The 13,163-nt window shown below is 72.7% G+C and carries 12 protein-coding genes and 1 tRNA gene; 9 read left to right on the top strand and 4 right to left on the bottom strand.

Annotated elements, in window-relative coordinates; translation table 11 throughout:
• Nucleotides 1-480 carry a RidA family protein gene (locus MM438_RS01315; protein WP_241449818.1) on the bottom strand — a complete coding sequence of 160 codons (480 nt, stop codon included), beginning with the start codon at nt 478-480 and terminating at the stop codon, nt 1-3.
• 33 nt (nt 481-513) lie between these two features.
• A complete protein-coding gene (locus MM438_RS01310; RefSeq protein ID WP_241449816.1) occupies nt 514-669 on the bottom strand; it encodes a Sp36 family protein in 156 nt (51 codons plus the stop codon).
• 90 nt (nt 670-759) lie between these two features.
• On the opposite strand from MM438_RS01310, the gene MM438_RS01305 reads away from it, so the two are divergent.
• Together MM438_RS01305 and MM438_RS01300 are read left to right on the top strand one after the other, a co-directional pair.
• The gene (locus tag MM438_RS01305) at nt 760-1,788 is read left to right on the top strand and encodes an ArsA-related P-loop ATPase (protein ID WP_241449813.1); all 1,029 of its coding nucleotides are present in this window, start codon (nt 760-762) and stop codon (nt 1,786-1,788) included.
• Nucleotides 1,785-2,948: an ArsA family ATPase gene (locus MM438_RS01300; protein ID WP_407568245.1), complete on the top strand. Its 1,164-nt coding sequence runs from the start codon at nt 1,785-1,787 to the stop codon at nt 2,946-2,948. The genes MM438_RS01305 and MM438_RS01300 overlap by 4 nt, the downstream gene beginning before the upstream one ends.
• Before the next feature lie 38 nt (nt 2,949-2,986).
• On the opposite strand, the gene MM438_RS01295 is transcribed toward MM438_RS01300, so the two are convergent.
• Nucleotides 2,987-3,319, bottom strand: coding sequence for a WhiB family transcriptional regulator (locus MM438_RS01295; protein WP_241449811.1), 333 nt, complete (start codon nt 3,317-3,319; stop codon nt 2,987-2,989).
• Nucleotides 3,320-3,506: 187 nt separating this feature from the next.
• On the opposite strand from MM438_RS01295, the gene MM438_RS01290 reads away from it, so the two are divergent.
• The 3 genes from MM438_RS01290 (at nt 3,507) to MM438_RS01280 (ending at nt 6,910) form a co-directional block, all read left to right on the top strand.
• A complete protein-coding gene (locus MM438_RS01290; protein ID WP_241449809.1) occupies nt 3,507-5,723 on the top strand; it encodes a transglycosylase domain-containing protein in 2,217 nt (738 codons plus the stop codon).
• Between the two features lie 125 nt (nt 5,724-5,848).
• Complete coding sequence (locus MM438_RS01285) at nt 5,849-6,781, top strand: metallophosphoesterase (RefSeq protein ID WP_241449807.1); 933 nt, start codon at nt 5,849-5,851, stop codon at nt 6,779-6,781.
• A 52-nt stretch (nt 6,782-6,833) separates the two neighbouring features.
• Nucleotides 6,834-6,910: transfer RNA gene (locus MM438_RS01280), tRNA-Pro, on the top strand.
• 63 nt (nt 6,911-6,973) lie between these two features.
• Here MM438_RS01280 and MM438_RS01275 read toward each other — a convergent pair.
• Entirely contained in the window at nt 6,974-7,618 is a 645-nt protein-coding gene (locus tag MM438_RS01275; protein WP_241449805.1) for a hypothetical protein, read from the bottom strand.
• Between the two features lie 244 nt (nt 7,619-7,862).
• Between MM438_RS01275 and MM438_RS01270 the strand changes: the two genes are divergently transcribed.
• The 4 genes from MM438_RS01270 (at nt 7,863) to MM438_RS01255 (ending at nt 13,023) form a co-directional block, all read left to right on the top strand.
• Complete coding sequence (locus tag MM438_RS01270) at nt 7,863-9,068, top strand: globin domain-containing protein (RefSeq protein WP_241449803.1); 1,206 nt, start codon at nt 7,863-7,865, stop codon at nt 9,066-9,068.
• 133 nt (nt 9,069-9,201) lie between these two features.
• Entirely contained in the window at nt 9,202-9,615 is a 414-nt protein-coding gene (locus MM438_RS01265) for a VOC family protein (RefSeq protein WP_241449795.1), read from the top strand.
• A 265-nt stretch (nt 9,616-9,880) separates the two neighbouring features.
• Nucleotides 9,881-10,960 carry a threonine aldolase family protein gene (locus tag MM438_RS01260; RefSeq protein ID WP_241449793.1) on the top strand — a complete coding sequence of 360 codons (1,080 nt, stop codon included), beginning with the start codon at nt 9,881-9,883 and terminating at the stop codon, nt 10,958-10,960.
• 188 nt (nt 10,961-11,148) lie between these two features.
• Nucleotides 11,149-13,023 carry a calcineurin-like phosphoesterase C-terminal domain-containing protein gene (locus MM438_RS01255; RefSeq protein WP_241449791.1) on the top strand — a complete coding sequence of 625 codons (1,875 nt, stop codon included), beginning with the start codon at nt 11,149-11,151 and terminating at the stop codon, nt 13,021-13,023.
• The last annotated feature ends 140 nt before the right edge of the window (nt 13,024-13,163 follow it).

Genomic DNA, 13,163 nt, shown 5'->3' with positions numbered 1-13,163 from the left:
TCAGTCGTCCTCGCGCAGCGCGACGGTGATCTCGACCTCGACGGGGGCGTCGAGCGGCAGGACCGCGACGCCGACGGCGGAGCGGGCGTGGATCCCGGCGTCGCCGAAGGCCTTGCCGAGCAGCTCGCTGGCGCCGTTGATCACGCCGGGCTGGCCGGTGAAGGAGGGGTCGCTCGCCACGAAGCCGACGACCTTGACGACCTGGCCGACCTGGTCCAGGTCGCCGACGACGGACTTGACGGCGGCGATGGCGTTGAGCGCGCAGGTCTGGGCGAGCTCCTTGGCGCGGTCGGGGCTGACCAGGCCCTCGCCCTCGCCGACCTTGCCGGTCGCGGCGAGGGAGCCGGACACCATCGGCAGCTGGCCGGAGGTGTAGATGCGGCGTCCGTCCCGCTGGGCGGGGACGTAGGCGGCCACGGGGGCGGCCACCTCGGGGACGGTGAGGCCGAGCTCGGCGAGACGGTCTTCGACAGCACTCATGATGGGACTCCTGGTTGCGAGAGGTGGTGCGGCTCAGGCCTGGCGGGGCCGCTTGAGGTAGGCCACGAGGTTGCCCTCGGGAGACTGCAGGACCTCCACGAGCTCCCAACCGTCCTCGCCCCACTGGTCGAGGATCTGCTTGGTGGCGTGGACGATCAGCGGCACGGTGGCGTACTCCCAGGTGGTCATGGCGGCACTCTATCCACGTGTGTGCGAGCCCACCCGGCCGGATCCGCGCTCCGCGCCCCTCGGCGGGGTCTCCGCACTAGCATCGAGATCATGGCTGCCCCCACGGACTCCCAGGCCTGGCGCTCGGCCCGCCTGCACGTGGTGACCGGCAAGGGGGGCACGGGCAAGTCCACGGTGGCGGCGGCGCTGGCGCTGGCCTTGGCCGACGCGGGCCGCCGGGTCCTGCTGGCCGAGGTGGAGCAGCGCCAGGCCCTGGCCCCGATCCTGGGCTGCGCACCGCTGGACGACCGGGAGCGGCTGGTCCGGGCGGGAGCGGCCGGCGGGGAGCTGCACGCCGTCGCGGTCGACGCGCACGGGTCGCTGCGGGAGTACCTCACCACCCACTACCGGCTGGGCGCCGCGGGCGCCGTGCTCGACCAGGTGGGGGCGGTGGAGCTCGCGACGAGCATCGCCCCCGGGCTGGGCGACGTGCTGCTCATGGGCAAGGTCTACGACGTCACCCGGCGCACCCCCGCCCACCAGCGCCCCCGGGGGGCGCCGGACCGCTACGACGCCGTCGTGCTGGATGCACCGCCGACGGGCCGGGTGGTGCGCTTCCTGGACGCGAGCGAGCAGGTCGCGGACCTGGCCCGGGTCGGTCCGATCCGACAGCAGGCCGACGCCGTCAGCGCCCTGGTGCACTCCGCGCAGACGACGGTGCACCTGGTGACCCTGCTCGAGGAGATGCCCGTGACGGAGACCGTGGAGGCGGTGGCCGAGCTGCGCCGCGAGGGCCTCGGTCCCGGGCTGCTCGTCGTCGACCAGGTCCGCGACGACGGTATGACGGAGGGCGATCTTGCCGGGTTCGACGCCGCCGTGGCCGGGAAGGTCACCGAGGCCGAGGTGGCCGCGGAGCTGGCGGCGGCGGGCCTCCCGGACGCCGCCCTGCTGGCCGGAGGACTCGTCGAGCGGGCCCGGGCGCACGCGGCCCGTCTGCAGGTGGAGGGCGAGCAGCAGGAGGTCCTCGACGGTCTGGGCCTGCCCACCGTGCTGCTCCCCCAGCTCGTGGCCGGGGTGACGCCGCAGACCCTGCCGGAGCTGGCGGCCCTGCTCGCCGACCAGGTGGGGGGCCTGGTGTGAGCACCACCGGCGCGCCCCGCCCGCTCCCCCGGCCTACCGCCGCGAGCCTGTCCGAGCTCGCCCGCGACCCGGGCACCCGGGTGGTGCTGTCCTGCGGCGCGGGGGGCGTCGGCAAGACGACGACCTCCGCCGCCCTGGCGCTGGCGGCGGCCGAGTCGGGGCGCCGCGTCGTGGTCCTCACCATCGACCCGGCCCGCCGCCTGGCCCAGTCCCTCGGCCTGGTCGAGCTGGACGACGTGCCGCGGGAGGTGGCGGGCGTCGACCGGACGGCGGGCGGCCGCCTCGACGCGATGATGCTGGACATGAAGCGCACCTTCGACGAGGTGGTGCTCACCCATGCCTCGCCGCAGGCGGCGGAGCAGATCCTGGCCAATCCCTTCTACCAGGCGGTCTCCAGCTCCTTCGCAGGCACGCAGGAGTACATGGCGATGGAGAAGCTCGGGCAGCTGCGGCAGCAGGCCGACCGCGAAGGCACCTGGGACCTCGTCGTCGTGGACACCCCGCCGAGCCGGTCCGCGCTGGACTTCCTGGACGCGCCCGCCCGGCTCGGGTCCTTCCTGGACGGGCGGCTGGTACGGCTGCTGACGGCCCCGGCGCGGGTGGGCGGACGGCTCGGCGCCCGCTCCCTCGTCAGCGGTATGGCGGTCGCGACGTCGGTGCTGAGCCGGCTGCTCGGCGGCGAGCTGCTGCGGGACGTGCAGACCTTCGTGCTGGCGCTGAACTCGGTGTTCGGCGGCTTCCGGGAGCGGGCCGACCGGACCTACGCGATGCTCTCCGAGCCGGGCACGGCCTTCGTGGTCGTCACCACGCCGGAGCCCGCGGCGGTGCGCGAGGCGGAGTTCTTCATGAGCCGGCTGCGCGCGGAGGCGATGCCGCTCGCCGGTCTGGTCGTCAACAGGGTCGTGCGCCCGGTGACGGGGTCACCGGGCGCACGGGAGGCGATGTCGGTCGCGGAGCGGCTCCTGGGAGGCGGGGCCGCGGGGGCGACGCGGGCGCTGCTGCGGCTCGCGTCGGCCGACGAGGAGGTCGCCGAGCGCCAGGCCGCGGTGGTGGCGGGTCTGCGTCAGCAGGCGGGAGGACTGCCGCTGAGCGAGGTGCCGGCCGCGGGGACGGACGTGCACGACCTGGCCGGTCTGCGGACGGTGGCCGCCTCGCTGTGAGCCGTCGGCGGCGGTGCGCAGGAGGGCGGACCGTGAGGTCAGGCGACCTTGCCGTCCTTGCCGCCGCCGCGCTTCATCATGGCCTCGAGCACCGGGCGCCAGGAGCGCACCTCGGGGCGACGCTTGAGCAGCGCCCGCCGCTCACGCTCGGTCATGCCACCCCACACACCGAACTCGGTGCGGTTGTCCAGGGCGTCGGCGAGGCACTCGGCGATCACCGGGCAACCCACGCAGATCTGCTTGGCCTGCTGCTGCGCGGCCCCCTGCACGAACAGGGCGTCGGGGTCCTGCGTCACGCAGTTGCCGAGCGGTGCCCACTCCTGGACCCACTGCCCGGCCCGCTCGACCGCCTGCGTCGTCGGAACAGTCATGTCAGTTGCCTCCCAGTCTTCACCCAACAGGGTACGTGCCTCGCAGTTCGTCTCCCATGGCCCGGCCGAGGGATCTACCCTCGACCTGTCGGACTAGTCCGTGGGAGCTTCTCTCGCCGTTCTCGTGCTGTAAACGCGCGCACGACCCCTGGGTTACGGGTCTCAGGAAAAAAAGTAGGCTGGCGCCATGAAGCAGGGACGACTACGAGCCATACCCACGGTGATGAGCCTGTTGACGGCGTTCCTCGCCGTCGCCGTCGTGGGGGGTGTGCTCGGCGCGGGGCTGCTGATCCCCGCCACCGCGCTCGTGGGCACCGTCGTCAAGTCGGGCACGGCGGTCTACGACTCGTTGCCGACCGAGTTCGCCCCCGTGGTGCCGCAGCAGCAGACCGAGATCCTCGCCTCCGACGGCCGCACCGTGATCGCGACGTTGTACGACCAGCGCCGGATCATCGTGCCGCTGAAGGCGATCTCGCCGTGGATGCAGAAGGCCCAGATCGCCATCGAGGACCACCGTTTCTACGAGCACGCGGGCGTCGACCTGCAGGGCATCGGGTCCGCCCTCGGCGGTGCGCTGGTCGGCGGCACCGCCCGCGGCGCCTCCACCCTGACCCAGCAGTACGTCAAGGTGACGCTGGAGACGGCCGCGCTCTACCGCGACGACTACGAGGCCGCCAAGGCGGCCAAGGCCGTCACCCCGGCGCGCAAGCTCCAGGAGCTGAAGTACGCCGTCCAGGTCGAGAAGCAGATGACCAAGGAGCAGATCCTCACCAACTACCTCAACCTGGTCTACTACGGCGACAAGCAGTACGGCGTGGAGGCTGCGGCCCGTCACTACTTCGGCACCACCGCGGCCAAGCTGACGATCCCGCAGGCCGCGACCCTCGCAGGCATCGTGCAGTCGCCGGGTGCCAACGACCCGGTGCACAACCCCAAGGCCGCGCTGGCGCGTCGTCAGCAGGTGCTGGCGGCCATGCACAAGTACGGCGCCATCGACGCCAAGCAGTACGCCGCGGCCAGGAAGACCCCGCTCGGCCTGGTCAAGACCGACCCGGCCAAGCGCAACTGCGACGGGTCCAGCGAGCCCTTCTGGTGCAACTACGTGCTGACCTGGCTCAAGATGCAGCCGGCCTTCGGCTCCCAGCCGGGCGAGCGGGAGGGCCGGATCGAGCGCGGCGGCTACCGCATCATCACCACCCTCGACCCGTCGCTGCAGGCCGCGGCCCGGGCCTCGATGGGCCGGATCATCTCCCCGCAGGACTACGACGCGAACGGCAAGCGGTACGGCGCCGCCGCCACCACCGTGGAGACCGGGACCGGCAAGATCCGGTCGATGGTCCAGTCGACGGCCTACACGGCGACGGGCCGGCGGGAGACCGGCAAGACGCAGGTCAACTGGGCCGCCGACTTCAAGTTCGGTGCCTCGGGCGGGTTCAGCTCTGGCTCGACGATGAAGCTCTTCCCGGTGGTCGAGGCGCTCAAGCAGGGCAAGGACGCCAACTACGTCATCAAGGGCATCCGGCCCGCCGGAGCGCCGTGGCGTGGCGGTGAGTTCCAGGACCCCTGCAGCTTCGTCGGCAAGCCCTGGGCGCCGCGCAACGCCGAGGGCGACGACCCCAGCCCGACCGAGACCCTCGCGCACGCCACCCAGAACTCCATCAACACCGCCTTCGTCGCGCTCGCGCACGAGATCGGCACCTGCAACATCCGCAACACCGCGCTGCAGATGGGCATGCACACCTCCACCCGCAAGGCGCCCGAGGGCAAGGTCGACGGCAAGCCGCTGTCGCTGATCCCCAACCAGCTGCTCCTGAGCACGGACACCAGCCCCGAGACGATGGCGCAGATGTATGCCGTGATCGCCAACGGCGGCAAGCTGTGCCCCAACCTGCCGGTCGAGTCGGTGGTGGACGCCAACGGCAAGAAGGTCAACCTCAAGCTGCCCGGGTGCCGCCAGGTCCTGCCCAAGCACGTCGCCGACCGGGCCGCCGCGATCTTCCAGAGCGTGATGACGACCGGAACCGGTCGCGAGATGCAGTTCGGGCGGCCCTCGCTGGGCAAGACGGGCACCGACTCGGACAACGAGACCTGGTTCGTCGGCGCCTCCCCGCAGTACGCCACCGCGGTGTGGGCCGGCACCCCGGACACCAACGACAACTCCTGGCAGCGGGTCACCCTGCACGACGTCCGGGGCAACAAGCGTTACTTCGCCAAGACCCAGGGCCGTCTGATCCCCGGGCCGATCTGGCGAGGGATCATGCAGGCTGCCCACGAGGACGAGCCGGTCCGGCACTTCGCGCTCGGCCCGGTGGTCAACCCGGCGCCGGCACCGGCCAAGCCGGGAGACCCGGCCCAGCCCGCGGACCCGGCCCAGCCGACCACCCCCGCCCCACGCCGTGGCTGACGGTGAGGCACCCACGCGGTGACCGCCGGGCCCCGGACCACACGGTCCGGGGCCCGGCGGCGTCATACCGCGGACCTGCGCCGGTGGACCGCCGCCCGGGCGCCGCATCTGCGAGCATGGAGGCGATGAACACTCTCGCGCGCACCCTCACCGGACTGACGGCGGCCGGGGCCGCCACCGTGGCCTACGCCTCGCTGATCGAGCGGCAGGCGTTCACGCTGCGCCGGGCGACGGCGCCCGTGCTGCCCACCGGGCAGGCCCCGATGACGGTCCTGCACCTGTCGGACATGCACCTGGTGCCCGGGCAGGAGCGCAAGATCGGGTGGATCCGTGACCTGGCCCGGCTCGAGCCGGACCTGGTGGTCAACACGGGCGACAACCTGGCCCACCCGCAGGCGGTGCCGCTCGCGATGCGGGCGCTGGAGCCCTTCCTCGGGCTGCCGGGGGCCTTCGTCATGGGCAGCAACGACTACCTCGCCCCCCGGCCCAAGAATCCCCTCCGCTACCTCACCGCCGACTACGCCCGGTCCACCGGCGAGCGACGGGCGTTGCCGACCGGCGACTTGGTCGCCGGCTTCGAGACCGCGGGGTGGGTCAACCTCAACAACCGTCGCAGCGCGCTCACCGTCGCCGGGCGCGAGCTGGAGCTCGTCGGCGTGGACGACCCGCACATCGGCCGGGACGCGTATGCCGAGGTGGCGGGCGCCGCGGACCCGGCGGCCGACCTCACCGTCGCGGTGGCGCACGCGCCCTACCTGCGGGTGCTGGACGCCTTCACCCGGGACGGGGCCTCGCTGGTCATCGCCGGGCACACCCACGGCGGCCAGGTGTGCGTCCCGTTCTACGGCGCGCTGGCGACCAACTGCGACCTCGGGCGCCAGCGGGTCAAGGGCCTCTCGCGCTGGTGGGAGGGCTGCGACAACGCCCCCGACAGCCAGGCCCCGGACCAGGCGGCATGGCTGCACGTGTCGGCCGGTCTGGGCACCTCGCCATACGCCCCGGTGCGTCTGGCCTGCCGCCCGGAGGCGACCCTGTTGACGCTGGTCGCGCGCTCCTGACCGGCGGATTGGTGGCCGAGGGCTCTTGTCGGCTATTCTCTGTCAGTCATCACGGGGTGTGGCGCAGCTTGGTAGCGCGCGTCGTTCGGGACGACGAGGCCGCAGGTTCAAATCCTGTCACCCCGACCAGATGAAGCAGACCGGCTCGGACCTGAGGGTCCGGGCCGGGTCTGCTGCTGTCCCCCGACCCGGTCAGCCGGCCAGACCTCCGATCGCCCGGGCGAAGGTCACGCCGGTGGCGACGGAGCCGACCACCAGGCCCACGAGCACCTGCAGGAGGGTATGTCGCCCTGCCCGCACGCGCGCCCACCCGCAGAGGGCGAGCAGGGGCACGAGCGCCAGGAGGGCCGGTCGCCCGAAGGTCTGCGACAGCACCGAGGTCATGCCCGCGAGGGCCCCGACGTGGAAGGACGCCTTGTGCCAGCAGGACACGAGGCTCATGGCGGAGAGTCCGGCCAGGATGGCGAGGACGAGAGCCACCACGGCGGCGGGCGCCCCCAGCAGCCACAGCAGGGTGAGCCCGCCGACGACGAAGGCCGCGGCCACCAGCAGCGGCCCGCTCCGCTGCTCGCGGACGACGAGCTGGTGGTCCAGGACCGCGCCGGTCCGCACCTGCGCGCGCAGCCACAGCAGCGGCAGCGCCACGCAGACCACGACGGCCAGGGTCGCCCACAGCAGCCCCTGCCACCAGGACCGGCAGGAGGGGACCGAGACGATCAGGAGCGTCACGGTCACGCACCAGCCGGGGTGGCAGACGGCGGCGATCCGGTCGGCGGTGCGGGAGGGACGGGCCGCCCGCAGGCGCGCCACGTCCGGATGGTCGTCCCAGCTGGTCACCCGCTCAGTCTGCCCGGACCACAAGCGCTTTCGCGCGACGAGGGGCGGTGGGCCGCGGACACGGCCGCGGCGAGCAGCCCGCCGCACCGCAGGCTGGCCACGGCGCCCCGGCCCGGCGACGAGGTCACCACCGGACCCACCTGGGCAGCGTCGCCCGGTCTGCGGTGGGCATGTCCAGCCACCCGCGCTATCGTGACCGAGGATCCACTAAATCCTCTTAATAGCACCCTGCGAAGGAGTCCCCGTGCTGTCACCCGAGTCCACCGAGGTCGTCAAGGCCACCGCCGGCGTCGTCGCCGCCCACGCCGAGACCATCACCAGCCGCTTCTACCCCCACATGTTCGCGGCGCACCCCGAGCTGATGCGGGTCTTCAACAAGGCCAACCAGGCCGTCGGCGAGCAGCCCAAGGCGCTGGCCGCCTCGGTCGTGGCCTATGCCGTCAACCTGATCGACCCGGACGCACCCGACTTCACGCCGATCATGCAGCGCATCGCCCACAAGCACGTGTCGTTGGGCATCAAGGCGACGGAGTACACGATCGTCGGGCACCACCTGATGTGGGCCATCGGCGACGTCCTCGGCGACGCCGTCACCCCCGAGATCGCCGGCGCCTGGGACGAGGTCTACTGGCTCTTCGCCTGCCAGCTGATCGCGGAGGAGGCCAAGCTCTACGCCCTCGGCGGGGTCGACCCCGAGCAGCCCTGGCGCAGGTACGTCGTCCAGGAGCGCACCGAGGAGGGCCAGGACGCGTTCTCGCTGGTCATCCGCCCGCAGGAGGGCGAGCTGCCGGCCCACCGCACCGGTCAGTACGTCGCCCTCGGCATCGACCTGCCCGGCGGCGAGCGCCAGCCGCGGCAGTACACCATCTCCGGCGTCCCCGGCGGCACGGCCTTCCGCCTGACCATCAAGCGGGTCACCGGCGCCGAGGGCGTCCCGGACGGCCAGGTCTCCACCTGGCTGGCCGAGCACGCGCAGGTGGGCACCGTCCTGGACGTCTCCCTGCCCTCGGGCGACGTCGTGCTGGACGACACCGACGCGCCGCTGGTGCTGGTCTCGGCGGGCATCGGCATCACCCCGATGGCGGCGATCATGGAGGACCTGTCGCAGCGCCAGCCGGGCCGCACCGTCCGCGCCTTCCACGCGGACAAGGGCCAGGACACGCACGCGCTCTTCACGACGCTGCAGGAGTATGCCGAGAAGATGTCCGACGTCCGGACGCAGATCTGGTACGAGACCGGCGCGCAGGCTCCCGCCCGCGAGGGCCGCATGGACCTCACCGATGTCGAGATCCCCTCGGGCGCCAAGGTGTTCATGTGCGGACCGCTGCCCTTCATGCAGGCCATGCGCCGTCAGCTGATCGCGAAGGGGGTGCCCGCGTCGGACATCGGCTACGAGGTCTTCGGTCCCGACCTGTGGGCGCAGAACCCGGACGCCGCCGACGCCGCCTGAGCGGGTCGCGCCGGACCGGGGGTCCGCTTCGCGTCCATGGTCTGCGCTCCCGTCCGGCGGCTGCCGGGCGGGAGCGCAGCGGTGCCCCTAGGGTGATCGGCGTCACGTCATACGACCCGAAGGCAGGCCGCTCATGACCACCAACCGTCTCTCCCCCTACGTCGCGTTCGACGGCAACGCCGCCGAGGCCCTGGAGTTCTGGCACTCCGTCCTCGGCGGGGACCTGCGCATCACCCGCTTCGGCGACCTGCAGGTGCCGGGGATGCCGGCCGAGGGGGTCATGCACGGGCAGCTCGACACCGAGGCCGGCTGGACGATCATGGCGGCCGACTCCACCCGTCCCGGCGACGAGGTCGTCCGTGGCGGCACCAGCCTGTGTCTGTGGGGCCGGGACGAGGCGACGCTGCGCAGCTGGTTCGACGGCCTGGCGGAGGGCGGCACCGTGCACCAGCCGCTCGAGAAGCAGGTCTGGGGCGACGTCTACGGCGACCTCACCGACCGGTTCGGAGTCACCTGGAGCGTCAACATCGGGTCCGAGCAGGACTGACCCCCCTCCTGGGCCGGGCGCCGGGGAGTCGCCTCCCCGGCGCCCGGCCCGTCCGCGGGCCGCGATGATGGCCCCATGACGAGGCCGACGAGCGCTTCCGCACCGAGGGGGCCGAGGCCCTGGCCACCCTCGCCCCCGAACGGCTCGGGTGGGATCCGTCCTCCCGTGCGGGCGCCCGCTGCTGCACCTGCCGGCAGCCCCCGCTGGCTCACCCAGGGCGACGAGTCGGCCCTCACCTGGCAGAACTACTGACGAGGAGCACCTGATGACTCTCGACGAACGCGTGGCCGCGGCCCGCGCCGCCTGCACCGACGCACTCCCCCGCCCACGCACGACGATGGCCGAGGAGCTGCGCGCGCTCGCCGCGCTGCCCGAGGCCGACTCCGGCGACCAGGACGTGTATGGCGACGGCGGCCCGGTCGCCGAGCTGGAGCGGCGGGTCGCGCAGCTGCTGGGCACCGACACGGCGGTGTTCTTCCTCTCCGGGATCATGGCGCAGCAGGCCGCCCTGCGGACCTGGTGCGACCGCACCGGCAGTCGCCGGGTGGCGCTGCCGGACCTGTCCCACCTGCTCGTCCACGAGGAGGACGGGCCGCGGCTGCTGCACGACCTGGAGGTGGTGCACCTGACGACCGGCGCGCGGACGCCCACGGCCGACGACGTCCGGGCAGTGCCCGGGCACGTGGCCGCCGTGCTCGTCGAGGTGCCGCTGCGCGACGGCGGTTACCTGGTCCCGGATCTCGACGAGCTGCGGATGCTCTCCGCCGCCTGCCGCGAGCGCTCGATCGCCCTGCACCTGGACGGGGCCCGGCTGTGGGAGGCCGCGGCAGGTCTGGGCTGCGAGCCGAGCGACCTGGCCCGGACGGCGCACTCCACCTATGTCTCGTTCTACAAGGGCCTCGGGGGTATGGCGGGCGCGGCGGTCGGCTGCGACGAGGACGCCGCCGACGAGCTGCGGCTGTGGCGCCGGCGGCTGGGCGGGACGATCTTCACGGCATACCCCCTGGCGCTCGCCGCGCTGCACGGGCTGGACACGCTGCTGCCGCGGATGGGTGAGCTGCACGCGTACGCCAAGGATCTCGCGGTCGCGCTGGACGAGCGGGGGCTGCTCACCCGCCCGCAGGACGTGCGCTCGCTGGCCTTCCGAGCCTGGGTCCCGGGCTCGCCGGACGAGGTGCGGGAGCGTGCGGCCGCGGTGATGGAGGAGACCAAGGTCGTGGTGCCCGACCGGTGGCGCGCCGCCGACGTGCCCGGCTGGTCGTGGACCGAGATCACGGTGACCGCCCACCTGGCGACCCACCCGGTGGCGCAGGCGGCGGACCTGCTGGCGCGGCTGCTCCCCTGAGGCCCGAGGGCGGGCTGCGGTCCCCGCTCGCCGGCGAAGGTCACTGGCAGCCACGACGATACGGATCGCGGCTTCCACCGGTGGACACCTCCCCATGGCGTCGTCGCCGCCCGGAGTTCAGTGCCGGACCCCACGGTGGGGGACGAGCGGGCCACCGCCCGCTCGTCCCCCACGCACAGGAGAAGGTCATGCGTCACGCACCCGTCCGGATCGCTGCAGCGCTGCTCCCCCTCGTCGGCCTCGCGGCGGCCCCCGCCCTGCCGGTCCAGGCCGCGGCCACCACCACACCTCCCGTCAACCCCGAGAAGAAGGCCCAGACCGTCCGGGACGACTACCGCGGCCACGTCGACGTCGTCCGGGGCAAGGCCGCCGACCCCACGGTCCTGCGCGGCACGGTCTTCGTCGACCGTGACAGGGACAGCGTCAAGGACAAGGGCGAGCGGGGCATCTCCGGCGTGAGGGTCTCCAACGGCCGCGACGTCGTCACGACCGACGCCCGTGGCGCCTACGCGCTGCCCGCCTTCGACCGGATGACCGCCTTCGTCACCCAGCCCGCGGGCTACGCCGTGCCGGTCGACGAGGACAACATCGCCCAGTTCTCCTACAACCACTTCCCCGCCGGGTCGCCCACCCTGAAGTTCGGCGGCGTGCGGCCGACCGGTGCGCTGCCCAAGGCCGTGAACTTCCCCATGGTCACGTCCACGGCGACCGCCAAGGTCTCCCAGAACTGCGCCATCGCCTCCGACACGCAGCCCCGCAACCTCAAGGAGGTGCACTACGCCAAGGAGGGCCCGGTGCGTGAGCTGGTGGCCCGCAAGGACCTCGGCGGCTGTGGCGTCATGCTGCTCGGCGACAACGTGTGGGACGACCTGGCGCTGAACGCCCCGGTCAAGGACATCTACCGCGACGTCCAGGGCCCCATCCGCGCCATCGCCGGCAACCACGACATGGACTTCGATGCCAAGGACGACGAGGGCAGCCTCGACACCTTCCGCGAGCAGTTCGGCCCGGCGTACTTCTCGTACGACGTGGGTCAGGCCCACCTGATCGGGCTGGACGACGTGCTCTACAACGGTGCGGTCCCGAACGCCAGGAGCGGCGGGTACACGACCGGTCTGGACGCGCAGCAGCTCGAGTGGCTCAAGAAGGACCTGGCCACGGTCCCGGCGACCACGCTGGTCGTGATCAACGCCCACGCGCCCTTCGTGCACTACACGAACACGGGCACGCAGGACGCGAAGGAGGTCTTCGAGGTCCTGAAGGCCGCCGGACGCACCGCCGAGAACACCCTGCTCATCGGCGGCCACACCCACACCATGGAGAACCTGCTCCCCGGCGACCGGCGTGCGGAGTGGGCGGCCGAGGGAATCGAGTCGCTGCCCTTCCACCAGATCGTGACCGGCACCATCTCCGGTGACTGGCACTCCGGCAACCTGGACCAGCACGGCCTGCCCTACGCCATCGGCAAGGGCGGCGTCCGCCCCGGCAGCCTGACCATCAGCCTCGCCGGCAAGGAGTACGTCGAGAGCTACAAGGTGCGCAACGAGCCGTGGTCCCATCGCTTCTCGCTGGGCATCAACTCCCCCTCCTGGCGCGGCTGGGCCGCCAGGCGTCTCGCCTGGCGCGGTGACAAGAACCCGGCCAAGGGCGCTGGCCCCGAGCTCGGCAACCTCGGCGTCGTCACCGATGCGGTCCTCGCGGACAAGACCTACGTCTCCGCGAACTTCATGGCGGCCAGCACCGCCGCCACGGTCGAGATCGCCCTCGACGGCGGCGCCCCTCGCCTGGCCCGGCCGACGCAGCCCGCCAAGGGCGAGAAGCTCCGGACCGGGTGGGAGTTCGCCGACGTGGCGGGTGCCAACGCCAACCTTCTGTCCGCGACCGGCAACGTGCCGCAGGACGGCACCTCGATCTGGCGCCTGGAGCTGCCTCGCTCCCTCGCCCACGGCACGCACACGGCCACGGTCAAGGGCACGGACCGTCACGGCCGCACCTACACCGACACCGTCCGCTTCACCGTCGTGGGTGAGCGTCCCCCGGCCACCACGACGTTCGTCGAGTGATCTGACCGTCGCACGCCGACGCCCCGCCGCAGACCGGGAACGGTCCGCGGCGGGGGATCGGCACACGGCTCGGGCCGGGGCCGCACCGTCGCCTGCGACCACGAGGACGTCCATGACGGGCGTCCGGCGAGCAGGCGCCG

The sequence above is a fragment of the Arsenicicoccus dermatophilus genome, assembly GCF_022568795.1.
GTDB lineage: Bacteria > Actinomycetota > Actinomycetes > Actinomycetales > Dermatophilaceae > Arsenicicoccus > Arsenicicoccus dermatophilus.
This window is presented reverse-complemented; position numbering and strand designations above follow the sequence as displayed.